The following is a 26499-nucleotide window of genomic DNA, read 5'->3' on the forward strand; positions in this document are numbered from 1 at the left end:
AAGATGGGCATCAGGTTCACCTGATGCCCATCAAAATAACGCTGGTGAGAATGCTTACATCCTCACTGTCGTTATTTAGCCTTTACTCTTCTGTCGGCGCAATTTTCTGGCGCAGACGGATGTTCAGTTCTTTCAGTTGCTCAGCACTCACTTCACCCGGTGCAGCGGTCATCACACAACCCGCACTTTGAGTTTTAGGGAAAGCGATCACTTCACGGATCGACTGAGTACCGGTCATCAGCATCACCAGACGATCCAGACCAAAGGCCAGGCCACCGTGCGGTGGCGCACCGAATTTCAGTGCATCCAGCAGGAAGCCGAACTTCTCTTGCTGCTCTTCTTCGCTGATACCCAGTACATCAAATACCGCATGCTGCATAGACTGATCATGGATACGGATTGAACCGCCACCCAGCTCAGTACCGTTAAGCACCATATCGTAAGCTACTGACAACGCTTCAGCAGGGTTAGCGGCCAACTCTTCAGCAGAGCATGCTGGAGAAGTAAACGGGTGATGCAGAGCCGATAAGCTGCCATCACTGTTTTCTTCAAACATTGGAAAATCAACAACCCACAACGGTGCCCACTGACAAGTGTAAAGATCAAGATCTTCACCCAGTTTGCAACGCAGTGCACCAAGTGCTTCGTTAACCACTTTAGCGGTGTCTGCACCAAAGAAGATGATATCGCCATCTTGTGCATCAACACGATCAAGTACTTGATCGATCACGTTTTCCATAAACTTAACGATTGGCGACTGCAGCCCTTCAAGGCCTGCTTTGCGATCATTAACTTTAATCCACGCCAGACCACGGGCACCGTAGATACCCACAAACTTGGTGTATTCATCAATCTGCTTACGGGATAGCGATGCACCACCGGGAACACGTAGAGCCGCCACACGACCTTTAGGATCGGTTGCGGGGCCAGAAAAGACTTTAAAGTCTACCTGCGCCATCAGATCACCCATATCAACCATTTCTAATGGGATACGTAGATCTGGCTTGTCACTACCAAAGCGATGCATCGCTTCAGAAAAGGCCATGCGTGGGAATTCACCCAGCTCAACATCAAGAACTTCTTTGAACAGCTTTTGAGTCATGCCTTCAGCCAGACCCATAATCTCTTCATCAGTGACAAAAGAGGCTTCGATATCAATCTGAGTAAACTCAGGCTGACGGTCCGCACGCAGATCTTCATCACGGAAACATTTAGCGATCTGGTAGTAACGATCCATGCCAGATACCATCAACAACTGCTTAAACAGCTGAGGTGACTGAGGCAAAGCAAAGAAGCTGCCCGCATGAGTACGGCTCGGCACAAGATAATCACGAGCACCTTCAGGGGTAGCACGGGTCAGAATAGGCGTTTCAATATCCAGAAAGCCTTTCTCATCCAAATAGTTGCGGATGGTGTGCGTCATACGTGAACGGAAGCGCAGTTTTTCCAGCATCTCAGGACGGCGCAGATCCACATAGCGGTATTTCAGACGTACGTCTTCACCCACTTTAACGTGCTCATCAAGAGGGAAAGGAGGTGTTTCAGACGTATTCAGTACCGTCACGTCTTTACCTAGCACTTCAATCATGCCCGTTGGCATATTCTTATTCGTTGTGCCGTCAGGACGCGCACGTACCAAACCTTGGATTTTAAGCACATATTCACTACGGCTCTTATCCGCAGCAGCAAACGCTTCAACGGTATCAGGGTCAACAACCACCTGAGTTAAACCGTCACGGTCACGCAGATCTAAGAAAATAACCCCACCGTGGTCACGACGACGGTGAACCCAGCCACAAAGAGTGACTGTTTCGCCGATATGGGATTCATTCAGTTCGCCGCAATAATGGCTGCGCATAATTTTATCCTGTTATCCTGTTGTGCTCTTTTATAAGCGCCGCCAATGCGACACTCATGATTCAAAAAGGGTTGGCACTGGTACGTAAGTTAAACACTTCGCCCCCCCTACTCACCCTTTGCGATGCACGGTTAGTTCATGGAGTTGTTAGTTCATGGCGTTAGTTTATGAAGATAGGTTGATTCAATAATCCTCTAACTATCCTACAAAACCCTCTAACGATCCTACGAAACGCTCTAACTACCTACGCAACGCTCTAACTATCCGACGAACCATTACCGCCACCGGCTAAATTCTTTTTGCTACCGGTTTTAAAGTCGGTTTCATACCAACCACCACCGGCTAAACGAAAACCAGGGGCCGAGATCATCTTAGCTAGAGACTCTTCCTTGCATGCTGGACACTCTTTTAACGGCGCATCACTCATTTTCTGCAAGGCTTCTAACTGATGTCCGCAAGACTGACATTGATATTCATAAATGGGCATAGTCGTCATACCTAATGCTTTTACAAAGCGCAGCATTATATACCTGAGGCCGGAGCAACTCCACCGCAAGCCACTAACAAATCAAGCAAAATATACGGAAAAGAGCAGAAAATTCACGCCTTAACTTTACTTGTAGCGCTCTTCTATAAGCTGCCAAACACGCTCAACCATAGGTTTCTCGTCATTAACCGAACGATACAAACAGATTGCCAAAGGAACCACCCATTGCTCTGGGCCACAAGAAATAATAGCCCCGGACTCTAATTCCTGCTTGATGGTTATCTCAGGCAGCCACGCCACGCCCTCACCGGCAAGCACCATCTCTTTTAACCCTTGAGCCATAGCCGTTTCGTACACTTTCTTCAGGCTTAAATCCCCAAGCTGAGAACGTAAACGCTCACGCACCGCTTGTCCAAGCATCGCCTCAGAGGTGTAAGCCAAATAAGGAACATCTTGATCCACACCTAAACGATAAATCGCCTGACCATGTCGAGTCGCCTTACAAACCGGCATCAAACGAGTCCAACCAACTTGGCAATGGGGAAACAAAGCTTCATCTAAGCGAATCCAAGATTGCGGATCATGAAACGCCAGTAGAAAATCACATTCACCTTGGCGTAGCGCATTTAGACCCACATCAACATTAGCGGCTTCAGTTCGCACCATAAAGCCGCTTTCTTGCTGACGAATCCAGCGCACCAGTTCAGGCATTAAAGTAAACGTAAGAGAGTGCGCAGCACAGAAATTAATACGAGGAAGATAACCACCGGAGGGAGAGAGCTGTCGAACCACGGCCTGCAATTGGGCCAGAACTTTACGAGCGCTCGGTAGAAACTGATGGCCCGCCTCACTGAGACGAACCGGCTGTACATCTCGCTCAAATAATTGAACGCCCACCGCTTGCTCTAAAGTTTTGATCCGGCGGCTAAAGGCCGGTTGGGTAATATGCCTTAAGCGCGCGGCTTGAGAAAAACTCTGGGTTTTAGCCAACGCCAGAAAATCTTCCAGCCACTTTGTTTCTATATTGTGCATGTTTTAACGCTAAGGCCTCCGGTCAGGGAGGGCTATTGGAGTCAATTTCGACCTACAATTCAACCGTTACCGAAGTTTATTATCAAAAAAATAACAGATAACGGTAAATAACCCTTCATTTCCCATAAAACAGACCATTAAAGCGCCATCATACTGCCGATATAAACCTTAGCGCCAATGCCGAATAACGCCAACCCACTGATTAAACCCAGAAAAATCATTTTTCCTTCTCGGTTTGCTTTAGCCTTAATCGACACGTGCCATACTGTCCATAGTTTTAACACGATCATTAAGCCCACGGCGGAAAACACCGCTATTTCACTAGGACTCCAGACAATCATGGTACACCTCTGCTTTAATTTGCATTTGATATGCAGATTAAAGCACATATAATAGGTAAATCAAATGCAAATTATAAGACCAAGCGGAGCCAATGCGATGAAACGTCACCCAGCTTTAATTAACTTAAGCCAAGAACATCACGGTGCTTTAGTGATCGGTAAAAAGCTAAAAACAGCTGCCCTAGCCAATAATCAATCGGCCATCACTCTTTGGCAAAATAATCGACTTCTTTTTCTACAGGAGCTGCTGCCGCACTTTACGGAGGAGGAAGCGCGCTTTGGCGCTTTGCTTGAAGGCGAGCTAAAACAAGAATTTGAGTCAGACCATGCTTTTCTTCTCCATTGTTTGCAATCTGACGCTCAACTTATCAATATCGACGTTAGTTCAGCGCAAGAAGCCACACGGCGGATTACTGCTTTTGCGGATCGGCTTATTCAGCATGTAAGATTTGAAGAGCGAACACTTTTTCCATGGCTAGAGCAGCATCATGCCCAAGCTCTTTAATATTCATAACGCATTCATAAACATAAAGACCCAACCATAACCAACATAGAGACGTAGGATACCCTTAATGCGCATTACGACCTTTACCGACTTCGGCTTACGCACACTGATCTACCTTGCCAGTTTACCGCCGGAGACGCTAACGAACGTGCAGGAAGTCTCTAAGATTTATAATGTATCGCAAAACCATTTGGTAAAAGTTGTCGGCCAACTACGAAAGCTCGGCTATATCCATACGTTACGCGGGAAAAATGGCGGCATTCATCTGGCAAAGCCGCCGGAAGAGATCAATATTGGAGAAGTGATAGAGCAGCTAGAAAACCATTTAGACGGTGTTGATTGCGCCTCTCCAGCCTGCCAGCTAACCCCATGCTGCAAGTTGCGCCACGCCTTAAAAGACGCCATGCAAGCCTTTATTGCTAGCATGAAGCAGTTCACCCTTGCCGATATGATGATCAACCAAGATGAACTTGCTCCCTTACTTTTTATAGATCGCCTAGATTCTAATCTGGGCGCTTAATCCCTAACCTCTATAATAACGCTGCTCAACAAACGGCGTACGCACAACGGTCATGGGTAGCAATTTACCGCGTACACTGGCGAATACCGAGGTATCTAAGGCGCTAAATTCAGTTGCTACATAACCTAGTGCCACTGATTTTTCAGCCGTTGGTGCAAAAGTACCACTTGTCACAACACCAATTTTATGGCCATCAGCATCAAACAGCTCTGCACCTTCACGGACAGGGGCACGACCTTCGCCAACCAAACCAACGCGCTTACGACTCCAATCTTTATTACTGATCTGCCCTAGAATCACATCAGCCCCAGGGAAGCCACCGGCACGCTCACCATCCGCACGACGCACTTTAGAGATAGCCCAGATCAGGCTGCCTTCTAGCGGTGTTGTGGTGGTATCAATATCGTGACCATATAAACACAGGCCCGCTTCTAAACGCAGAGAGTCACGGGCACCTAAACCAATAGCCTCAACTTCCGGTTGCTCCTGAAGCAGGCGACATAGACGCTCTGCCTCTGCCGCTGGAATCGAAATTTCGAAACCATCTTCGCCCGTGTAACCTGAGCGAGAAGCCAAACATTCAACACCATCAAGACGGATAACACGGGCGTCCATAAACACCATATCCGCAGTCTCTGGTGCAAAGCGCGCCAGAACCGCCGCAGCCTGAGGCCCTTGAAGGGCAACCAAAGCCGCGTCATCCATCACTTCCAGCTCAACATCATCACCCAAATGAGCACGCATATGAGCAATATCCTGCTCTTTACAGGCGGCATTAACGACCACATAAATATAGTCACCATGATTGGTCACCATCAGGTCATCCATGATGCCACCTTGCTCATTAGTAAACAGCGCATAACGCTGTTTACCAACGGGCAGATCAATAATATCAACCGGCACAAGGGTTTCTAGTGCTTTTGCAGCGTTAGCACCGTGCAATTTCACCTGCCCCATGTGGGATACGTCGAACAACCCTGCTTTTTCACGGGTATGAATATGCTCTTTTTTAACACCCAACGGATATTGAACCGGCATATCGTAGCCCGCAAAAGGCACCATACGAGCACCCAGCTCTTTATGAAGGTTAAATAAAGGAGTTTTTTTCAGAGCACCCTGCGCGTCTACCATGGTAAGCCTCGTATCAATAACAATACCCCTGAGCCAACAATGACTAAGAACATTTCACCCAAAAGCATTTAATCGCCAACAGGCAAAATGAAGCGCCATAATTGATTCAGAGAAAAAGTGGCAAGGCAGATTCAGAACCTGCCTCAATCAATGTTTCTTATTGGAAACAAAGCTAACCAAATAGGAAACTTGATGCAAGAAAAGTTTAGCATCACTCCGCATCAGTTACGGCTAGAGCTGCTAGGCCGTCACCCAAAGCACCGCTGCATCGGACTCGCTGGTTGAAACCAACGAGTGCCCCATCGCACAATCGTAATAGGCAGAATCACCTTCAAACAGTTCAATAGGCTCATAAAATTCGGTATAGAGTAGCACCGAGCCGGATAATACATACAAGAGTTCTTCACCTTCATGGCGAATCCACTCAGGATACTCATCAATAGAACGAGCACGCACCACGGTACGATAGGGGATCATTTTCTTATTGGTTAGCTGAGTACCCAGCAGCTCATGCTCATAGGTCGGCGTTGGATGAGGCTTTCCCTCGCCGCGACGAGTAATATCCCGTCGGCCTGTCGCCGCCACATTTTCTTTTGGCCGAGTAAATAGTTGAGGCATATCAATGCCTAAGCCTTTAACCAGCTTACTAACAACGGAAAATGTGGGTGAAACCTGCTCATTCTCAATCTTGGACAAGGTGGATCGGGCAAGCCCTGTCAACTTACTGGCTTCTTCTAGCGTTAAGCTTTGGCTTAAACGGATTTCACGTACACGCTTGCCCAGCTCAAGAGGTTCGACATAAGACTCGGCATTCGCTTCCGCTCGGGTAACTTGGATCTTATCCTCGCGTAAAAAATGCGGTTCATCAGGCATTGGAATTCCTTTTAATAGAGCGCTGAATCGTGGCCTAGCTGGATCATAGCCTAGGTATAGAGAACCATACATAGGCATAGGGAAGAGAATGGTACACAAGCCGTAATGGCTTTAAAAGCACACAAGAACAATTACCCTAAAAGGAAACACTTGTTTCCTATTGGAAATTTCTTATTGCGTAACCGGAATACCTTTTGATAATCTGATCACCCTTGATACTGTCGTAATAGAGTCGAGTCGATAGATCCAGCAAGGTCAATAAATACAGACCCATGACAGTGAATACAAAAAGAATAATATTATGTCTTTAAGCATATTTGATCTCTTTAAAATTGGTATTGGTCCTTCTAGCTCTCACACCGTGGGGCCTATGCTGGCTGCGGGTCGCTTTATTGATCAACTAAACGCTGATCAGTTAGAAACCAGTCAGCCAAAGAACAAGACAAGCCTCAGCGCGATCAGTCGAGTAAAAATAGAGCTTTTTGGGTCTCTGGCTCTCACTGGAAAAGGGCACGCCACTGATACCGCCGTACTCCTTGGCTTACTCGGCGAACAACCCGACCAAATAGATACACAGCAGGTTGACTCGCTCGTGGATCAGATTCGCCATCAGAACACACTAAATCTAGCTGGCGAGCACCCCATTCATTTTGATGAAAGCCGTGATCTTATCTTTCATTTCCAGGATACCTTGCCAGAGCACCCCAACGGGATGCGCTTTAGTGCCTTTGATCAGGCCGGAATGATCTGCCTTCAAGAGATCTACTATTCTGTGGGTGGTGGCTTTGTTCTCAGTAATGATGAAATAAAAGCGAAACCCAAGCTCAGCACAGGATCAGAGTTAGGGGGGATTTCTGCCGAACATCGCCCTTATCCCTTTCAAAGCGGTAGCGCCTTGTTAGCTCAAGGCCAAACATCGGGCAAAAGCATTTCAGAGATAATGCTACTCAACGAAGCAGCACTTTGGAGTATTCAAGGCACAAACATGCCTCAAGAGCAGATCAAGGCAAAGCTGCTTCACATTTGGCAGGTTATGGACGATTGCGTCCGCAGAGGTTGTAAGGCAACAGGCATACTTCCTGGCGGGCTAAATATCAAACGCCGCGCGCCAGAGCTGTATCGAGAACTCACAGAAAAACCAGAAAATGCTCTAAAAGATCAACTGACCGTGATGGATTGGATCAATTTATTTGCCATGGCAGTCAACGAAGAGAACGCGGCCGGTGGACGTGTTGTTACGGCGCCAACCAACGGCGCTGCCGGTGTTATTCCTGCTGTTTTAAGTTACTACGTGCGCTTTTTACCCCATGCTAACGAAGATGGCATTGTACAATTTCTGTCCACGGCCAGTGCCATTGGTATGCTTTATAAAGAAAATGCATCCATCTCCGCCGCAGAAGTGGGTTGTCAGGGCGAGATAGGCGTTGCCTGCTCTATGGCTGCAGGTGCCTTATGCGCGGTAATGGGCGGCAGTAACGAACAGATCGAAAATGCAGCCGAGATCGGTATGGAGCATAACTTAGGCTTAACCTGCGACCCTATTGCGGGCCTCGTTCAGGTGCCCTGCATCGAACGCAACACCATGGGTGCTGTTAAAGCAATTAACGCCGCACGGCTGGCGATAAGAGGCGATGGTTATCATCACGTCTCTTTAGATTCGGTGATAGAAACCATGCGCCAAACCGGCTTGGACATGCAAGATAAGTATAAAGAAACCTCAAGAGGCGGCCTTGCGGTCAATGTCGTTAACTGCTAAGGCCTCTTAAACGGTTAATTTCTTATATTTTATAGGGAAAAAGAGTCTTTCTGACTTTGTTTCCCCAGCACATTTAAAGATAATCACGGCCAGCGCTAGAAGATGACTAGCCGCTGCCATTTAACGGTTAACTAGAACGATCGACTAGAACTATCAATTAGAACGATCTACTAGACCTATCTATTAGATCCATTGGATAAAGATTGAGGAATCGAACATGAGCAATATTCCGGGCAACCTGAAATACACAGCATCCCACGAGTGGGTTCTGGACAATGGCGACGGTACAGTAACCGTTGGTATTACTGACCATGCACAGGATCAACTGGGCGATGTCGTGTTTGTTGAGCTGCCAGAAGTAGGCCGCGAAGTAGAAGCCGGTGAAGAATTCTCTCTGGTTGAGTCTGTTAAAGCCGCCTCTGATATCTACGCTCCTGTTACGGGCGAAATTATCGAAGTTAACGAAGAGCTAGAAGGCGCGCCAGAAACCATCAACGAACATGCCTTTGAAGATGGCTGGATCGCTAAGATCAAACTGACCGATCCTGAAGAGCTAGCAGACTTGTTAGACGCCGATGCTTACGAAGCCCGTGTTGAAGAAGACGCCTAAGCCTTAGGCGACGTCTTTTTACAACACCGGATATAACACCGGATTTTATCCTATAAAACCGGCTCAATAGCCGGTTTTATAGCTTTCTGGTTTTTTTATAGCTTTTGAATACCCCTGGCATCCTTCGCCAGAACACTTTCATCGGCCTTATCTCTGGCCGCTTGTCTATGTCTTTGAAAACATAAGTGTCTTTGAAAACATAAGTCTTTGGAACAATAGGTTGATAAAAATGGCAGTTGATACGCGCACATTGACCGAGCTTGAACAACATAACGAGTTCACTCAGCGTCACGTAGGTCCAGATGCAGCAGAACAGCAAACTATGCTGAATGTTCTTGGCTCTGATAGCCTTGATGATCTGATAGAAAAAACAGTGCCCGGCTCTATTCGTTTAGAAGAAGCGCTGGCAATGGACTCCGGCATTAGCGAAGTTGCCGCCCTTGCAGAGCTTAAGGCCCTGGCCGATCAAAACCAGATCAACAAATCTTATATCGGTATGGGCTATCACAACACCCACGTCCCGAATGTGATTCTGCGCAATATTCTGCAAAATCCAGGCTGGTACACCGCCTACACGCCGTATCAACCTGAAATATCTCAAGGCCGCCTTGAATCTCTGCTGAACTACCAGCAGATGGTGATGGACTTGACCGGCATGGATCTGGCTAACGCCTCCCTGCTAGATGAAGCCACGGCAGCGGCAGAAGCGATGACCCTATGCAAACGCTCTAACCGTAAAAAGAGCGACCAGTTCTTTGTCGCCGCAGACGTTCATCCGCAAACCTTAGAAGTGATCAATACCCGCGCTGAATACTTTGGTTTTGACGTGGTAGTCGATGATGCCGACAACCTAGGCAACTACGATGTCTTTGGTGCATTGCTACAATACCCAGGCACCTACGGCGATATTACCGATATTAAAGCCGTTATCGACATTGCCAAAGCGCAAAAGGCGATGGTCGCTGTCGCGGCAGATCTACTTTCTTTAGTGGTTCTAAAATCCCCCGGTGAACTAGGCGCAGATGTCGTGCTAGGTTCAAGCCAGCGCTTTGGTGTTCCTATGGGCTTTGGCGGCCCTCATGCGGCCTTCTTTGCCGCCAGTGAGAAGCTAAAACGCTCCGTTCCAGGTCGTATTATCGGCGTATCCAAAGATGTGAATGGCAACCAAGCCCTGCGCATGGCGATGCAAACCCGTGAGCAACATATCCGTCGTGAGAAAGCGACGTCAAACATCTGTACCGCCCAAGCGTTACTGGCTAATATGGCAGCCTTCTACGCGGTCTATCATGGCCCACAAGGTTTGAAGCGCATTGCAGAGCGCACCCACCGTCTAACCGCTATTTTAGCCAACGGCCTAAACGCAAAAGGCGTTGAAACCAACAGCACTTACTTTGACACTCTAACGTTTGATGGCGATTCCTCAGTTTACCAACGCGCCTTAGATAAGGGCTGTAACTTCCGCACCATTCAAAATGGCGAAGACGGCAAGCTAGGCGTGAGCCTAGACGAAACCACAACACCTGCAGATGTAGCACAGCTATTCGACATTATTTTAGGTGAAGGTCACGATCTAGAGGTGGCAGAGTTAGACGCCGCTATTATTGCAGGCGCAGCCACCGGTATCAGCCCAGATATGCGCCGCGAAGACGCTGTTCTAAGCCACCCTGTTTTCAATACGCACCACTCAGAAACTGAGATGCTGCGCTACATGAAGATGCTTGAAAACAAAGATTACTCATTGGTTCATGGCATGATCCCTCTGGGCTCTTGCACCATGAAGCTCAATGCCACCGCCGAGATGATCCCTATTACTTGGCCTGAATTTGCCGACATTCACCCGTTTGCCCCAAAAGACCAAACAAAAGGCTACTTCGAGATGCTACGCCAACTTGAAGTGCAGCTAGAAGAAGTCACCGGTTATGACAAAATATCCCTGCAACCAAACTCCGGGGCATCTGGTGAATACGCAGGCTTGCTTGCCATCCGCAAATATCAAGAGTCCATCGGTGAAGGCCATCGTAATATCTGCCTGATCCCTTCTTCGGCCCATGGTACTAACCCAGCATCAGCGGCGATGATGGGTATGAAAATCATCGTGACTAAATGCGATGAGAAAGGCAATGTCGATATAGCTGATCTGGCTGAAAAAGCAGAATTGCACGCCGACAACTTATCGGCCTTGATGGTCACGTACCCATCAACCCACGGTGTTTACGAAGAAGATATCGTAGAGATCTGTGCCACCATCCATAAATTTGGCGGTCAGGTTTATATGGATGGCGCGAATATGAATGCGCAAGTTGGTATAGCCAAGCCGGGGCATATTGGTTCTGATGTATCTCACCTTAACCTACATAAAACCTTTGCCATTCCACACGGCGGCGGCGGCCCAGGCATGGGGCCCATCGGCGTAAAAGCACACTTAGCACCTTTCCTATCCAACCACAGCGTTAGTAGTGTTGAAGGCTGTGAAGGCGAAGGCATCGGCGCAGTTTCTGCAGCACCTTACGGTTCTGCTGCGATTTTGCCGATCACCTGGATGTACAACCGTATGCTGGGTAAAGATGGCCTGCAACGCTCCACAGAAGTCGCGATTCTGAACGCTAACTACGTGGCAGAGAAACTATCCGCACACTACCCGATTCTGTTCCGTGGCCGTAACAACAAAGTTGCCCACGAATGCATCATCGATATTCGCCCAATCAAAGCGGAATCTGGCATCTCAGAAGAAGACATCGCCAAGCGCCTGATGGACTACGGCTTCCACGCCCCAACCATGTCCTTCCCAGTAGCCGGAACCTTGATGATCGAACCGACCGAATCTGAGTCACAGGTAGAGCTGGATCGCTTTATTGAAGCCATGATAAAAATCAAAGCAGAAGTGGCAAAAGTTCAGAGCGGCGAATGGCCATTGGAGAACAACCCACTGGTAAACGCCCCTCACTCACAGGTTGACCTGATTGAAGAGTGGGATCGTCCATACAGCCGTGAAGAAGCCGTATTCCCAAGCGCCCACACCCGCGCCAGCAAGTTCTGGCCAGCGGTAAACCGCGTCGATAATGTTTACGGCGACCGTAACTTTATTTGCTCCTGCCCGGGCATTGAAAACTACGAAGACTAAACATCTGAGTGGGTTTTAAGCCTGAGGAGACTCGTTCCCACGCTCCGCGTGGGAATGCATACAGGACTTCAAGCTACCACGCAGAGCGTGGGAGCTAGCGGTAACGTTGTAGACTAGATATAAGCTTTGTAGCAATTATTTGTTTTTCTATTTTCCAAACACTACAGTTCACGGGATCAGCAGAATCAAGATCGAATAACACATAATTTACCCCACCTTTGTCTGAACCATCATGTGACAAAAACTGAGACTGATAGCACAAACCATCAAATCCGATAGACTTTATATACTCTGCTATAACCTGTGTAGGTAGATACTCTCGTCTCTGGTCTCGCTGCGAATACGGTTTGGAAAACTGCTGACTTATATATCTCAGTAGGTATAGGTTATCTTCTTTACCCACTCCTAATTCAGAATCTTGATTAAATAACTCAACCATCACATGTGTGCCATCCTGATAAGATAAACGAGCAAAATCAAAAATTCTTAAGTCTTTTTTTATATTAAACTCCGCTACAGTTACAGGTTCAGATAGGCTTGGCCTGACTTCTGCTATAGCAGTATCGACTGTACTTGCAAGATAAAGCATATTGATATTGTATGCGTTCGCGCGCCCTTCAGAACCAAGATTTTTAATCGGCTTCATGCCCCCTTTTTCAATTGGCTCTAAACTCTTTTCACACACCCTAGCTCGATAAACCTGAGACCCTTTATCAAGAATATGCTCTGCACTTCGGGAAATAAATTCAATCCATTTTAAAAAATTATTTGACCTATCAGATAAAAACAACCGATTACGACTCTTTACCTCATCAGAAAAATAAATAAAGTCTTCTTTTGTCATATCCATAACTGTCCCTCGGGCTACCACGCGGAGCGTGGGAGCCAGTTGTGTTTATGTGTTAATCGTTGCCCCGTTTTCATCAGAAAAGAACCTGGTGAAGTGATGGTTATTTATCTGTGCATTTTACGCACTAAAGAAGAACCTCGACTCGTTCCCACGCTCCGCGTGGTAATGCATACCGGTCTACCAATACTGCTCAATCTTCAACAATCCCTCGATCCCCTGATAATCCCGTGCGCTGGAATAGCGCCAGTGTTCCGCACAATCCACAAAACCGCGCTCAACAGGGTTCTGATGCACATACTGAATCTTCTGCACCATCATCGCTTCACCCTGAATCAACTCAGGATGCACTCCTTCCTGCCAGAACTGAAAATCCCGATCTGCTTTATGCGCCTTTTTATAAAATGCCAACTGATCAAGAATCGTTTTAACCCGCTTCTCCTGTAGATAGTTAATAAGCTGACGAGCGGTATAAGATTTAAAACGCGCAATATCTTTATCCAGTTGCGGACTTTGAGCGACAAGATGCAGGTGATTCTCCAAAATCACATAGGCATAGACTTTTAAGCCATCTCCCTGAAGAAACCGAAGCGAGTCTAAGAGAATATTGATCGTATCCGGTCTGGTAAAAATCGGAATCCAATGTAGAACCGTTAGAGTCAGGAAATGAGGTTCAGTGGGAGATAAGAACTGATAACGGCTTCTGCCCATGGTGAAATCCTTTTCGGGGAGAATGAGAGTCCATTAGGTTACCACGCAGAGCGTGGGAACCAGATTTATTCCTGAGTTTGTCCAGATTTATTCCTGAGTTTGTACAGAATTCAGCTACTAACACAGGGCGTGGCAGCCACGTTGAAACTGTGACACTCATAATTAATCCTACCAAAATCAGCCACCTGATCCAGACTCAAAGCAGGGGTGAAATTACGAAGGATCACATCATGACCCACTCTCAGCGCCTATCCGTGTTGACTCAGCAGACAAGACGACTTAATGTACGCTCTTTTTGTAGCGGGCCAGAGACAAACAAGCTTAACATGCCTGATTCATAGATATTTATCCCTCTATCGCGAAGAAAAGCAGTGCATTTTTTCGCTAATCTCAACAAAGCTAGGCCGCTTAAGAGTATATTATTTTCAGGAATCTCAATGATTGAAATTAGAAGTTTAAATAAGGTATTTCATCAGGGAAAGCGCGCTATAAAAGCCCTTGATGATATTAACCTTAGCGTCTCTGAAGGGGCGATTTACGGTGTCATTGGGTCTTCGGGGGCAGGAAAAAGTACGCTTATTCGTTGCGTCAATCTATTGGAGCGTCCTACAGAAGGCAGCGTTGTGGTTGACGGCGTTGATCTCAACACGCTTTCCAGTAACCAGCTGACCTTAACACGTCGTAAAATAGGCATGATCTTTCAACACTTTAACCTGCTGGCGTCGCGCAATGTCTTTGATAATATCGGCCTGCCGCTAGAGTTAGCCGGTGTCAGTAAGCAAGCCATTAAAACCAAAGTAGACAGTCTGCTAGAACTCGTCGGTTTAAGTGATAAAAAAGAGAGCTACCCTACCAATTTAAGTGGTGGACAAAAGCAGCGTGTCGCGATTGCCCGTGCCCTGGCATCAGATCCTAAAGTTCTGCTGTGCGATGAAGCAACAAGTGCTCTTGATCCAGCCACGACCCAATCTATTCTTGAGCTGTTACGCAAGATCAATAAAGAGTTCAATCTGACAATTTTACTTATCACCCACGAGATGGCCGTTGTTAAAAGCATCTGCTCTCATGTGGCAATCATTGGCGATGGCAAACTTGTCGAGCAAGGTGCCGTAGGCGATATTTTTGCCCACCCTAAGACGGAGCTTGCCCGTCAGTTTATTCGCTCAACATTAGACCTTTCTATTCCTGCAGATTATTCAGCTCGCTTGTCTGACACCGAGACTGAAAACAGCCACCCCCTGGTGCGCTTGGAGTTTACTGGTGCGTCGGTTGATGCTCCCATTATCAGTCAGGTCGCCAGAGAGTTTAATCTTGATATCAGCATTCTTAGCTCCAATATGGATTATGTCGGTGGTATTAAGTTTGGCCTAATGCTGGCAGAGTTTTTTGGCACGCCGGAGTCCACAGAGCAAGCGATCATTTTCCTGAAAGAGAACAAAATTGAAGTAGAGGTGCTCGGCTATGTCGCTTGATATGCTGCTTGAATGGTGGGTTAACAACGACCGTCTCATCGACCTGCTTATAACCGCACTGGGGCAAACGCTTGCGATGGTTGCTATCGCAGGTTTGATCGGTTTTATCTTTGGTATCCCTTTAGGTGTCTTGCTTCATCTAACAAAAGAAACAGGGTTATTAGCTAATAAAGCGACCAACAAAGTTTTAGGGACTTTGATTAATATTGGTCGTTCGATTCCATTTATTATTTTACTAGTCGCTATAATTCCTTTTACACGCATCATTGTAGGCAGCTCTATCGGTACTGCAGCGGCTATTGTACCGCTGACCATAGCGGCGATCCCTTTTATTGCCCGGCTTGTGGAAGGTGCTTTATTAGAAGTTCCCGCAGGATTAGTTGAAGCCGCCCAAGCGATGGGCGCTAAACCCAGACAGATCATCTTAAAAGTGCTTCTGCCAGAAGCATTACCCGGCATTATAAACTCAGCAACCATTACACTTGTCACCCTGGTGGGTTATTCCGCTATGGCAGGTACTGTTGGCGGCGGTGGTTTAGGTGATGTGGGGATTCGTTATGGTTACCAGCGTTTTGATGCTGTCGTTATGATGATCACAATCGTTATTCTGGTTGTACTGGTACAAGCTATTCAATCATTGGGTGATTATTTAGTGAAACGTGTTGATCACCGCTAATATTAAATATAATCAAATAATCAGAGCGTATTTGCCAATAGCTACATTCTAAACAGATGTTTGGCAGATATCTTTGATATAGGAGTAAATATGCTGAGTAAAATTAAAAGTCTTCTTACCGTCACGGGTCTAACCTTAACCGTATTGCTTGCCGGTTGTAATGACAAAGATACTGAAGTGGACATGAGCAAGGTTAAGGTTGGCGTAATAGCAGGCTCTGAAGCCCAAGTGGCAGAAGCTGCGGCTAAAGTTGCCAAAGAAAAATACAATTTAGATGTTGAACTGATCATCTTTTCTGATTACGTAACACCCAATGCAGCATTAGAAGAAGGTTCTATTGATGCTAACGCCTTCCAGCATAAGCCTTATCTTGACCAGCAAATAAAAGACCGAGGCTACCAGTTTGCCATCGCAGGAAACTCCTTTGTTTACCCTATTGCAGGTTATTCCAATAAAGTGACATCCATCGATGAGCTTAGTGAAGGTGACCAGATCGCTGTCCCTAATGACCCAACAAACTTAGCTCGTTCTCTATTGCTACTTGAGCAGCAAGGGCTGATTCAGCTAAAAGAAGGTGCCGGTCTAACAGCAACAGTATTGGATATTGTCAGCAGCCCTAAAAACTTAGAAATTGTTGAGCTTGAAGCACCACAATTGGTTCGCTCTTTAGATGATGTGACACTTGCCGTTATCAATACAACCTATGCAAGTAATATCAATTTGTCGCCAGAGAAAGATGGTGTCTTTGTAGAAGATAAAAATTCACCTTATGTGAACTTAATTGTCGCACGCAAAGACAATGTTAATGCAGAGAATGTACAAAAATTCGTTCAGGCATATCAGTCTGAAGAAGTGTACCAAGTGGCGATGGACGAGTTTAAAGATGGTGTTGTTAAAGGCTGGTAGTAGCGAGTAGTAAACAGCCTGGCTAATAAACATACTCCTATTCAGACAACATCACCCTTATTCATATAGCTCTACCATTGACAAGGAAACAAACATGCTAAGTAAAAAAATTGTAAAACTATTATGCACACTGCCCTTATTATTAGGGTTAGCGGCATGCAATAATGATGACGCTAAAACGATAAAAATTGGTGCCACCGTTGGCCCCCATGCTGAAGTAGTAGAAGCTGTTGCGGTAGAAGCAGAAAAGCAGGGATTGAATGTTGAAGTTGTTATCTTTTCTGACTACATCACGCCCAATGCGGCATTAGCCGATGGCAGTCTGGATATGAACAGCTATCAGCACCAGCCGTTCCTCGATAACTTCAATACCAATAGCGAACAGAAGCTGGTATCGGTGGGTCAGTCTATCCTGATGCGCATGGGGATTTATTCATCTAAATACCAGTCCATTGCAGATCTACCTGATCAGGCCCGTATCTCTATTCCGAATGACCCAACCAATGGTAGCCGAGCATTAATTCTACTCGCTGATGCAGGGTTGATTACCCTCAACGAAAATACTGCTGCTAAAGCGACACCTTATGATATCGCTGAAAACCCAAAGCAGTTTGAGTTTGTAGAAGTTGAAGCGGCACAGCTACCGCGTACTTTAGATGATGTTGACGCATCGGTTATCACCATGAATTACGTGATGTCTTCCGGCTTAAACCCTGCTGAACAGGGCATCTACCTAGAGTCAGAAGATGCTAAGTTCGCCGTTATGCAAATTGCGGCTCGCGCGGAAGACAAAGACAATGAAACCTACAAAAAAGTTGTCGAGATTTTCCAATCACAAGCGATCCAGGACTTTGTAAGCAAAACCTACAAAGGCACCATCGAAGTAGCGCGCTAATCCATATCAAGTCAAACCGGCTCATTCGATAATGCCCAGCCTATAACGTTTATAGACTGGGCATTAAACCCTTCCTTACCGCGAAAAACCGAAACCAATTAACCAAAAAATGAGGCAGTGATTGCAAGAACGTCTAAGTAACCTCCTGGGTCAGTCGTTTAACTTATAGCCAGCGCCTTACTTGTAAGCAATAACCATCAAATTGTTTAGGGAATTTCTCTCTCAGGATGCGTTCTTCCGGTTTAATTTGGAAAACGGTGATGTAGGCGATAAACAAGGGTAAATCAATCACCACGGCGGATGATCCCCAATAACAACCCCAAGCCATTAACAGGCAGGCTAGCCCGATATACATAGGGTTACGGGTAAAGCGATAGATGCCCGTTGTCACCAACACACTCGCTTTTTTGGGTGCTAAAGGATTGATGGTGGTATGGGCTTTATGGAAACCATAAAGCCCTGCTAGGTCAAAACTAATACCGATACCTGCAAAAATACAGGCCAAGATTAGACGACCATTTTCACCCAAGGGTAAAGAGGGAAAAACCGGAGCCGCAAGATAGATCGCTACGGCCAAAAATAAGGCAACCACCGGTGGGGGTACTTTCAGTTCTAGCCAATGCATAGCAATCTCTTATCCGTTAGGTTATCCAGGGTAAACCTGATAAAAGCCATCCTGCATCATAAGTTTTAATTTAATGCCGTACAGCTCACTAAGGTTTTCTGCTGTTAGCAGATCAGCTTTACTACCATCGGCAATAATCTGCCCTGCTTTCATAAAGATAATACGTTCAATCTCCGGCACAATTTCCTGTACGTGGTGGGTGGCGATCAGAAGATTTGTCCCCTGCTGTACCAGTTCACGCATAATGGCAACCAACTCAAAAGAAGCCTGCAAGTCTAGGCTATTGGTTGGTTCATCAAAGATTAGAGTGGAAGGCTTATGAATTAAAGCCCGAGCCAACAGCAAACGCCGTTGCTGACCGGTAGATAGCCGCTGAAACATCGTATCTCTGAGATAATCTAAATTTAGCGCCTCGATCACTTCATCCACCCGTTGCTGCTGGGCGTCGTCAAGCGTTAGATGGCTGTGCACGCCAATCGCACCAAATAAACCAGAGGCAACCACATCTCGCCCCTTAGTGTATGGTGTGTAAAACTCTTGTAAATCTTGGGATACAACGCCAATCCACTCACGCAGCTGCATCAGGTTGATATGCTCCTGCCCTTTAATCAAGAGCTCGCTGTCTGGTTTTTGTACATGGTAAATTTCACGGGTAAGCAATTTTAGTAATGTCGATTTACCGCAGCCATTTGGACCTAGGATAGCAACACTTTCATCAGCCTTTAAGGTTAAGTTAAAACCTTCTAATACCTTACGTTCCCCCCTAAAAGCGGTAATATTTTTAAGCGTTGCAAGTGGCGTTGAGGACATATTGATTTAAGCCTTATGGATGGGTTAGTTATTAATTAACATTATTGAATGCGTTAGTATTCAGAGCTATAAACGCCAAGCCTTGGCCAAAATATTTTTCTTTATGGCTTATTACAGATCATCACCTTCAAGGGCATGTAGCAGCAGTCTAAGGCTTTGGTTTAGCGTTTTCAGAGTATTATCATCCAGTTTAGCGATCAGGTTAAGACCATTTTGAACATGATGAGGCAAAACCGTTTCAATCAGCTCAAAACCCTTATCGCTGAGTTTAACCAACTTGCTGCGGGCATCCTCAGGATTTGGTAGACGCTCAATTAGTCCTTTTTTCTCCAACTGCATCATACGATTGGTCATAGTGCCGGATGTAACCATAAGCGTTGAGAACAGCGCCGTAGGAGCTAAACAATAGGGTGCACCGGAGCGACGCAATGTCGCCAGTACATCAAACTCAGGCTGGTTGAGGCCATACTCCAAAAAAACCTTTTCGACCTTTGGTGATTGCAGGGCAGAGGCTCGCTTCAATCGACCTAAAACTTCCATTGCTTTTAGTTCTAGCTCAGGCTTTTCACGCCGCCACTGACTAATGATGTGATCAACCGCATCAGGGGTTGGTGTTTTCATATTTTTATTTTTCCCTGTTTTCTTCAAAATATTCCCACATCATTTTATCTTGACTTCAAGATAAAATAACATCAAGCTGAAACTATCTTAACATCAAGACAAATTGATTTCTCCGAATTATCGAGGAAAACCATGCACACGTTCATATTACTTTTATTAACAGCTTTAGGGCCAGCGAGTTGGGGCAGTACGTATATTGTCACATCGGAGTATTTACCCGAGGGTATGCCCTTTACAGCGGCAGTAATACGTTGTCTTCCGGCAGGTTTGCTGTTAATTGCATTCAGCCGCTACCTTCCACAGCGCACAGAGTGGCCTAGGCTCATTGTACTTTCAGCACTCAATATTGGTTGCTTTCAGGCGCTACTTTTTGTTGCAGCTTACCGGCTGCCAGGTGGTTTGGCCGCAGTAATCGGGGCCATACAACCTTTAATCCTTCTATTGTTGGTTTGGTTGCTACAAAAACAACCTCTCAAATGGCTTGCACTGTCTGCCTGTATCACAGCCATTATCGGTATGGCTCTACTTATTCTCACACCAGATAGCCAGACACCGTTTAGAGCGTTTGCCTTTGACTGGGACTCTATCGGCATTACCGCTGCTAGTGTTGGCGCTATCAGCATGGCTCTTGGCGTCTATTTCTCTAAATACTGGCAAGTACCGGAAAACCAGAAACCAATGGCGTTAATGGCATTAACGGGCTGGCAATTAACATTAGGTGGCTTAATGCTACTACCTCTTTCATTACTCCTAGAACCTTCTATGCCAAAACTAGAGGTAGCAAATCTACTGGGCTACGGCTACCTATCTATATTCGGCACGTTGATCGCGTATTTACTTTGGTTCCGGGGAATTCAGCAGCTCCCCCCTGTACTAGTCTCATCATTAGGCCTACTAAGCCCCTTAACAGCGGTTACTTTGGGCTGGTTATTTCTAGACCAAATTATTGAAGGCTGGGCACTTTTTGGATTTTTACTCGTGATTTTCAGCATCTTGGTAGTACAGCTTTCTCCGTATTTAACGCGACCTAATCAGCAGAAAAAACCTCTACAGCCTAGTGATCTTTTTGACTGAAAACATCTACTTATTAACCCATTTCTAATCCTTTACATACACTTCTTTTACAGGAAATATAACAATGAGTTTGACCATACTAGACGCTATCAAGCAACGTAAATCTGTTAGTAAATACCAAAAAGATGCAGTTCTAGACCACAGCACTCTTAATGAATTGATACGGTTAGCGGGCTGTTCACCATCGGCTTATAATCTGCAAAACTGGCATTTTATAGCCGTCATATCGGATGAGGGAAAAGCGCTACTAAAAGCCGCTGCTTTCGGCCAACCTCAGGTAGAAACAGCTGCAGCTACCTTTATTGTTTGCGGCCAAGTACAAGCCCATAAAACCCTCCAGAAACGACTCTCCCCATCCGTTAAGGCTGGTACTATTCCAGCAGATATTGCCAACGCATGGGTAGCTGCGGCTTCTCGAAGCCATGAGGGTAATTTTCAACTGCAGCATGAAGAAGCTATTCGCTCAGGATCACTGGCCGCAATGACGCTGATGTACGCGGCTCAGGGTATGGGGCTTGCTTCTGGAGCCATGGGAGGCTTCGATGCAGAGCAGATTAAGAAACACTTTCCACTGGGTGATGATGATATACCTGTGATGCTTATCACTGTTGGTATACCAGAGAAAAATAATTGGCCTCAAAAAGAAAGACGGCCTGTCGAGGAAATACTCACGTTGGCTTAAGCCTCATTCTGATACAACCACAGCGACCACGCACCATAAAGGAACATAAATTCAACAAAAAAACGAATCAATGCACTACAAAATAGCCAAAATAGCAGCAATATCCTCTAAAAAACCAGGCATGATAATTGCTTTAAGCTATACACAACGTGTACTATCGTTGCTCCTTATTGCCCATCCCAGAGATCCTGGGTTTGGGCTTTTTTACGAGGTGGGAGATCCCCGCTAAGTGAGGCTATTATGCTATCCCCTATCATGCGTCCTATTAGACAGTACGATTCTTTTGGTTTTGTTAAACGCTATTACAGTTTATTTGAAGGCTGTTTTTTAGTGGCTCTTGGTATTTGGTTTTTAAAATCTGCCGGCCTTTTGGTTAGCGGTACAGCAGGCTTGTCTCTGTTACTAATGAACTGGATACCCGATATCAGCTTTGGTTTACTGTTTTTTCTGATTAACCTGCCTTTTTTTGCACTGGCGCTTAAAACTCAGCCAATAGGTTTTGCTCTGCGTACACTGCTGGCAATGACGACAGTTTCTGTCTTGTCTGATCTTATGATCTTACATATCCAGCTAGAAACCATGCCAAAGGTTATTGCTGCGTTTGCAGCCGGTGGTTTAGTGGGCACTGGGCTTCTTATCGCATTTCGCGAGGGTGGTTCTTTAGGCGGGATCAATATTTTATCCCTCTATCTTGAACAAAAATATCAAATCCACTCAGGAAGATCTTTAATGTGGTTTGATATTACGCTGTTGTTAGTGGCCGCAGCCTCTATCAACCTAGAGCAGATTGGCTACTCTTTATTATGCTTTTTGGTGATGAGTTCGGTGCTACGCCGCTACCATAGACCAAACCACGCTAAAGTGAAAAAAGCGCTCGCTTAAGCCTGATACAAAAATGGCCCCGTAGATACGGAGCCATTTTTACTGATTGGTTTCGGCCAATGCTCTAATCCGTACGTTCTGACCTTGTGATATGGCCACCAGCGGCTTCGGCTTCTAATACGCCTTGAGGTGTATTAGGCATCGCCCGCGTTTGTTGGTTTAACTGATGAATTTGAGATGCATTACCTAGATCTCGCTCGCTGGTAATCGCTGCGATAGATTCACGATCTTTTAGGAAGGCAATTACATCTTCTTTGATCTTAAAGAGTTCATCATCAGATTTGTGCATTTCAAGAACCTGCCTTGGGTGCTCTAGATTTTTAGCCCCAATACCTGCGAAAGTTGATGTTACTATTTTTGATACGATAACCCACGGTGTAATACTGCTTCGTACCAGTGTGTTTTCAGATTGCGTGCTATCGTAGATACCTGAACCCGTTGAGATTTTAGATTCTGAGAAGGTGCCTTCGCACTTAAAATAGATCAACAGAGATTCAAACTGAATTTCAGCATAAAAAATATGCGCCGCACTGCTTAATAACGAAGCGAAAGACTTTAACAAGCTACCTAAAAGAAGCAGTGTTAAGCCACTGGATAGCAAGGCTACCAGTGCTTTTAACTCGTCTTCTTTTGAGCTATCACTTAGGGCGCTCAAGTCATCGGGGAAAATCCTGTGAAGGTCAACACACAGATAAGCTAAAAAGAAGGTGCAGACCGCTGCAGAGACAAAAAGCACATTCCCCAAAATAAGCGACAGCCCTCTAAATTTACCAAATACAGGGCCGTAATCAACAGGATGTACTTTAGGTTGAATCTCTTGAATTAACTCACCTTTAAAGCCCCCTTTGCCCTGTACTTGCTCTTCAAGCTGCGGGTCTAATTCACGATAAACGCGGTTAGGTACTTCTTTATAACGACGGTTAGCCATCACAAGATTGTCTAGATTGATAAAGATCTCGTTAGGGTGAACCGACTCTTGCCAGTTTTCACGCAGCTCTGAAACCTCTGTTACGGGGTTTACGGTTTGGCTTCGTTTACCGATCAAGGTAAAAAACAGAAAGCTTCCTGTCGCCGCCAAGACTGCGGTCGCTAAGAAAAACAAACCAACATTAACCGAGGGAATAAACGCGGCAAGCGCATCCCATTGCTGCATATCAAAATGGGTATTGTTTGCCAACCAAGCCAAGCCAAAGCCAGAAGCAACGGGCAGGACAATAGACACCGAAATAACACCAGCAAGGTCAGATGAACCTAACGATTCAATATTTTTTTCCGCCCTGCGAGACACCGGTAAAGAAGCTTTGCGCCAGACAAGTAGCAGATAAATCAGTAAGACAAAGGAATAGACTGGGAAGATTTTCTCCCCCAGCTCCCCAGCCAGCCCCGTAAGGGAAACAAAAGCGGCAAAGCCATAGGAGACTAAAGCAACAATTGATTTAACCCATGCACCGATCAAACGCTGGGTCATATTACGGATGGGGTAAGGCAAGAACAGTAGCTTGGGAAACAGCGTGTGAACCATGCGTGCCATAAAGCCCTGGGGCTCGACAAAGGTTGAGTTTTTACGACCAACCAACATCTCTTCAAGATTTTTAGCGGTATAAGCCACGGTGCTCTTTTCTTGCTGAGCCGCCTCGCTCTCGGTTTTACTGTAGTTATACGCCAATGATGTCGGGTGATTGCGACCCACAAAGTATCTTAAAATCGCAAAGATACCAGAGCCTGTATCTTTTAGCCCCAGCGTTAATAGGAAAAGCCCGAAACCAACCAAAATCCAGCCGTTTATTTGGCTCTCTTTTACAATGGCAACGGCACTAAATAATAAATAAAGCCCTAAACCCGCGGAGATAACCCCCCGCACAGCCGTGACACGACCTTCATTCTTAAAGGGGTTTTTAAGCCCTAAATCTATCGACCCATAATCAAAAGCCACTCCGCTCTTCCTCCAAGGTAAATCCAACTACCACTATGCCAAGGTTAAGCTGAAATCAAGATCACCTAACCTTGCCATAAACCACTAACGCTCAAATTAAGATGCCGGATTTTATAGGACATTGAGCCTCGCAGATACAGGTTTAAGCGGATCGTTCTGCTTTTTTATCAAAGGGACAAACCAAAAAGCCCTGTGCAATGAAAATATCTAGATTATAGACTTCTTCAAATCACAGGGCTTAAATAACAGAACTTAAGTGACAAGGCATCAGCCTCATCTTTAAACGAGCAAGGCTAAAATTAGGCTGCTGTTAATCCTGTTTTCTCGATTAGCATACTGGCCGCAGCCAGTACCGCATTCAGGTTCGCCGCTACCGTATCTTCACTGATCGCCACGCCAGCACAGGTTTCGTCACCAAGTTTCACCTGTACATAGGTTACTGCTTTAGCATCACTGCCCGCTGACAGCGCATGTTCAGAGTATTCCGTAATTTGTACCGGTTGTTCAATATAGGCGGATAGCGCTTCGGTTAAAGCGTGAATCGCGCCGTTACCATCACCGCTCAAATCAACAACCTGCTCACCACAACGGATTGTGGCATTCAGGAAGTCCTGATCGCTACGCTCCAATTTATAGGTTACCAACTCGAACTGACGCTCAGTATTCAAGTAATGCTGCTGGAATAACTCAACAACCTCACTCTGTTTGAGTTCACGGGCTTGGGCTTCGGTATGTTTTTGCACCTTACCGGCAAACTCGATCTGTAACCAGCGGGGTAGTTTCAAGCCCAGCTCCGCTTCCAAAATATAAGCAACGCCGCCTTTACCGGACTGGCTATTAATACGAATAACCGCTTCGTAGCTACGACCCAAATCTTTCGGGTCGATAGGCAGATACGCCACTTCCCAAGGCTGAGAGGTATCATATTTGCTCAAGCATTTTTTAATCGCATCTTGGTGACTACCGGAAAATGCGGTATAGACCAATTCACCAATGTAGGGGTGACGGGGATGAACTTCCAAATTAGTACAGGCTTCATACACCTGAATAATTTCTGTCACATTCGCTAGATCCAACTCAGGATCAACACCTTGGCTGTATAGATTCATCGCCATGGTGATCACGTCCATATTACCGGTACGCTCACCATTACCCATCAAGGTGCCTTCAACACGGTCGGCACCAGCCATTACGCCCATTTCAGCCGCTGCAACAGCACAGCCACGGTCATTATGAGTATGCATACTAATTTCTAGGCATTCACGGTGCTTAATATGACGACAGAACCATTCGATCTGATCCGCAAACACATTCGGTGTCGACATTTCAACGGTCGCAGGCAGGTTCAGAATAATTTTACTCTCAGGGTTTGGCCCCCATTCCGCGACAACCGCATCACAAACTTCAACGGCAAAATCAAGTTCTGTACCGGTAAAGCTCTCAGGAGAGTATTCCAAGCGCCATTCGGTGTCCGTGTGCTTGGCAACACGTTCTTTCACCATACGCACGCCATTAACGGCGATATCAACAATTTGGTCACGCTCTAAACAGAAAACCTGTTCACGCTGAACCGTAGACGTTGAGTTATAAACGTGAACAATCGCCTTCTTAGCACCTTTCAACGCTTCAATGGTACGGTCGATCAAGGCTTCACGGGCCTGAGTCAACACCTGAACCGTCACATCGTCAGGAATCATGTCCTCTTCGATCAAAGCACGAACGAAATCAAAGTCTGGCTGAGACGCCGCCGGAAAACCTACTTCGATCTCTTTAAAGCCAAGTTTAACCAGTAGCTGAAACAGTCGCTTCTTCTGCGCAACCGTCATCGGGTCGATCAACGCTTGGTTACCATCACGCAGGTCAACACTGCACCATGTTGGTGCCTTGTCGAGAACCTGATTCGGCCATTGGCGGTCAGGCAAGTTGATAGTTGGAAAAGGACTGTATTTCTTGTGGTCAAAACGGCTCACGGCGAGCTCCTTACGTGTATTTGCCATAACGCGTTATCATTTTTAATGGTTGCGTTTGGTCGGTCTTAATTCAGTTATCACTCTGGTTTTGTAATCACTTATCGCTATCTGAGATAAAGAAAGCGTTGGCAGGTGCAATACGCCGCCCTTATTCGGCAGGC

General features: G+C 46.0%; 25 protein-coding genes. 12 read left to right on the plus strand and 13 right to left on the minus strand.

Going from position 1 to position 26499, the window contains the following annotated elements:
- Positions 1 to 82: 82 nt before the first annotated feature.
- The 4 genes from aspS to G517_RS0107215 all read right to left on the minus strand — a co-directional run bounded on the left by aspS (position 83) and on the right by G517_RS0107215 (position 3718).
- The gene (gene aspS, locus G517_RS0107200; protein ID WP_028303851.1) at positions 83 to 1858 is read right to left on the minus strand and encodes an aspartate--tRNA ligase; all 1776 of its coding nucleotides are present in this window, start codon (positions 1856 to 1858) and stop codon (positions 83 to 85) included.
- 256 nt (positions 1859 to 2114) lie between these two features.
- Complete coding sequence (locus G517_RS0107205) at positions 2115 to 2345, minus strand: FmdB family zinc ribbon protein (protein ID WP_028303852.1); 231 nt, start codon at positions 2343 to 2345, stop codon at positions 2115 to 2117.
- Positions 2346 to 2471: 126 nt separating this feature from the next.
- Positions 2472 to 3377 carry a LysR family transcriptional regulator gene (locus G517_RS0107210; RefSeq protein ID WP_028303853.1) on the minus strand — a complete coding sequence of 302 codons (906 nt, stop codon included), beginning with the start codon at positions 3375 to 3377 and terminating at the stop codon, positions 2472 to 2474.
- A gap of 137 nt (positions 3378 to 3514) precedes the next feature.
- A complete protein-coding gene (locus tag G517_RS0107215) occupies positions 3515 to 3718 on the minus strand; it encodes a hypothetical protein (protein WP_028303854.1) in 204 nt (67 codons plus the stop codon).
- A gap of 97 nt (positions 3719 to 3815) precedes the next feature.
- On the opposite strand from G517_RS0107215, the gene G517_RS0107220 reads away from it, so the two are divergent.
- Positions 3816 to 4223, plus strand: coding sequence for a hemerythrin domain-containing protein (locus G517_RS0107220; RefSeq protein WP_028303855.1), 408 nt, complete (start codon positions 3816 to 3818; stop codon positions 4221 to 4223).
- A gap of 67 nt (positions 4224 to 4290) precedes the next feature.
- Complete coding sequence (locus G517_RS0107225) at positions 4291 to 4743, plus strand: Rrf2 family transcriptional regulator (protein ID WP_028303856.1); 453 nt, start codon at positions 4291 to 4293, stop codon at positions 4741 to 4743.
- A gap of 3 nt (positions 4744 to 4746) precedes the next feature.
- Here the strand turns inward: G517_RS0107225 and gcvT are convergent, their stop codons facing one another.
- Together gcvT and G517_RS0107235 are read right to left on the minus strand one after the other, a co-directional pair.
- A complete protein-coding gene (gene gcvT / locus G517_RS0107230; protein ID WP_028303857.1) occupies positions 4747 to 5874 on the minus strand; it encodes a glycine cleavage system aminomethyltransferase GcvT in 1128 nt (375 codons plus the stop codon).
- Between the two features lie 240 nt (positions 5875 to 6114).
- Complete coding sequence (locus G517_RS0107235) at positions 6115 to 6747, minus strand: helix-turn-helix domain-containing protein (protein WP_028303858.1); 633 nt, start codon at positions 6745 to 6747, stop codon at positions 6115 to 6117.
- Positions 6748 to 7048: 301 nt separating this feature from the next.
- Here G517_RS0107235 and G517_RS0107240 point away from each other — a divergent pair, with 301 nt between their 5' ends.
- From G517_RS0107240 to gcvP, 3 genes are all read left to right on the plus strand, one after another.
- Positions 7049 to 8503 (plus strand): L-serine ammonia-lyase, encoded by a 1455-nt coding sequence (locus tag G517_RS0107240; RefSeq protein ID WP_028303859.1) that lies wholly within the window; start codon positions 7049 to 7051, stop codon positions 8501 to 8503.
- A gap of 217 nt (positions 8504 to 8720) precedes the next feature.
- Entirely contained in the window at positions 8721 to 9113 is a 393-nt protein-coding gene (gene gcvH / locus G517_RS0107245; protein WP_028303860.1) for a glycine cleavage system protein GcvH, read from the plus strand.
- Between the two features lie 229 nt (positions 9114 to 9342).
- Entirely contained in the window at positions 9343 to 12234 is a 2892-nt protein-coding gene (gcvP, locus tag G517_RS0107250; RefSeq protein ID WP_028303861.1) for an aminomethyl-transferring glycine dehydrogenase, read from the plus strand.
- Between the two features lie 94 nt (positions 12235 to 12328).
- Here gcvP and G517_RS18155 read toward each other — a convergent pair whose 3' ends face one another.
- Positions 12329 to 13084 (minus strand): RES family NAD+ phosphorylase, encoded by a 756-nt coding sequence (locus G517_RS18155; RefSeq protein ID WP_051206194.1) that lies wholly within the window; start codon positions 13082 to 13084, stop codon positions 12329 to 12331.
- A gap of 177 nt (positions 13085 to 13261) precedes the next feature.
- The gene (locus G517_RS0107260; protein WP_028303862.1) at positions 13262 to 13792 is read right to left on the minus strand and encodes an REP-associated tyrosine transposase; all 531 of its coding nucleotides are present in this window, start codon (positions 13790 to 13792) and stop codon (positions 13262 to 13264) included.
- 437 nt (positions 13793 to 14229) lie between these two features.
- Here G517_RS0107260 and metN point away from each other — a divergent pair, with 437 nt between their 5' ends.
- The 4 genes from metN (at position 14230) to G517_RS0107280 (ending at position 17741) form a co-directional block, all read left to right on the plus strand.
- The gene (gene metN, locus G517_RS0107265; RefSeq protein WP_028303863.1) at positions 14230 to 15264 is read left to right on the plus strand and encodes a methionine ABC transporter ATP-binding protein MetN; all 1035 of its coding nucleotides are present in this window, start codon (positions 14230 to 14232) and stop codon (positions 15262 to 15264) included.
- On the plus strand, positions 15254 to 15940 hold the full coding sequence (locus tag G517_RS0107270) for a methionine ABC transporter permease (protein ID WP_028303864.1): 687 nt from the start codon (positions 15254 to 15256) through the stop codon (positions 15938 to 15940). The genes metN and G517_RS0107270 overlap by 11 nt, the downstream gene beginning before the upstream one ends.
- Positions 15941 to 16030: 90 nt before the next feature.
- Positions 16031 to 16846, plus strand: a complete 816-nt coding sequence (gene metQ, locus G517_RS0107275; RefSeq protein ID WP_028303865.1) for a methionine ABC transporter substrate-binding lipoprotein MetQ — start codon at positions 16031 to 16033, stop codon at positions 16844 to 16846.
- 94 nt (positions 16847 to 16940) lie between these two features.
- On the plus strand, positions 16941 to 17741 hold the full coding sequence (locus tag G517_RS0107280) for a MetQ/NlpA family ABC transporter substrate-binding protein (RefSeq protein WP_028303866.1): 801 nt from the start codon (positions 16941 to 16943) through the stop codon (positions 17739 to 17741).
- Positions 17742 to 17904: 163 nt separating this feature from the next.
- On the opposite strand, the gene G517_RS0107285 is transcribed toward G517_RS0107280, so the two are convergent.
- From G517_RS0107285 to G517_RS0107295, 3 genes are all read right to left on the minus strand, one after another.
- Positions 17905 to 18366: a methyltransferase family protein gene (locus tag G517_RS0107285; protein ID WP_028303867.1), complete on the minus strand. Its 462-nt coding sequence runs from the start codon at positions 18364 to 18366 to the stop codon at positions 17905 to 17907.
- A gap of 21 nt (positions 18367 to 18387) precedes the next feature.
- The gene (locus G517_RS0107290) at positions 18388 to 19176 is read right to left on the minus strand and encodes an ABC transporter ATP-binding protein (RefSeq protein WP_028303868.1); all 789 of its coding nucleotides are present in this window, start codon (positions 19174 to 19176) and stop codon (positions 18388 to 18390) included.
- Between the two features lie 111 nt (positions 19177 to 19287).
- Positions 19288 to 19797 (minus strand): MarR family winged helix-turn-helix transcriptional regulator, encoded by a 510-nt coding sequence (locus tag G517_RS0107295; RefSeq protein ID WP_028303869.1) that lies wholly within the window; start codon positions 19795 to 19797, stop codon positions 19288 to 19290.
- A 132-nt stretch (positions 19798 to 19929) separates the two neighbouring features.
- On the opposite strand from G517_RS0107295, the gene G517_RS18160 reads away from it, so the two are divergent.
- The 3 genes from G517_RS18160 (at position 19930) to G517_RS18165 (ending at position 22435) form a co-directional block, all read left to right on the plus strand.
- Positions 19930 to 20871 carry an EamA family transporter gene (locus G517_RS18160; protein ID WP_036590769.1) on the plus strand — a complete coding sequence of 314 codons (942 nt, stop codon included), beginning with the start codon at positions 19930 to 19932 and terminating at the stop codon, positions 20869 to 20871.
- Between the two features lie 64 nt (positions 20872 to 20935).
- Positions 20936 to 21553 carry a nitroreductase family protein gene (locus tag G517_RS0107305; protein WP_028303870.1) on the plus strand — a complete coding sequence of 206 codons (618 nt, stop codon included), beginning with the start codon at positions 20936 to 20938 and terminating at the stop codon, positions 21551 to 21553.
- A 240-nt stretch (positions 21554 to 21793) separates the two neighbouring features.
- Positions 21794 to 22435, plus strand: a complete 642-nt coding sequence (locus G517_RS18165) for a YitT family protein (protein WP_051206195.1) — start codon at positions 21794 to 21796, stop codon at positions 22433 to 22435.
- Between the two features lie 64 nt (positions 22436 to 22499).
- On the opposite strand, the gene G517_RS0107315 is transcribed toward G517_RS18165, so the two are convergent.
- On the minus strand, positions 22500 to 24368 hold the full coding sequence (locus G517_RS0107315) for a hypothetical protein (protein WP_028303871.1): 1869 nt from the start codon (positions 24366 to 24368) through the stop codon (positions 22500 to 22502).
- A 299-nt stretch (positions 24369 to 24667) separates the two neighbouring features.
- Positions 24668 to 26338, minus strand: coding sequence for a 2-isopropylmalate synthase (gene leuA, locus G517_RS0107320; protein WP_028303872.1), 1671 nt, complete (start codon positions 26336 to 26338; stop codon positions 24668 to 24670).
- Positions 26339 to 26499 lie beyond the last annotated feature (161 nt).

This window comes from Oceanospirillum maris DSM 6286 (assembly GCF_000422865.1).
Taxonomy (GTDB): Bacteria; Pseudomonadota; Gammaproteobacteria; order Pseudomonadales; family Halomonadaceae; genus Oceanospirillum; species Oceanospirillum maris.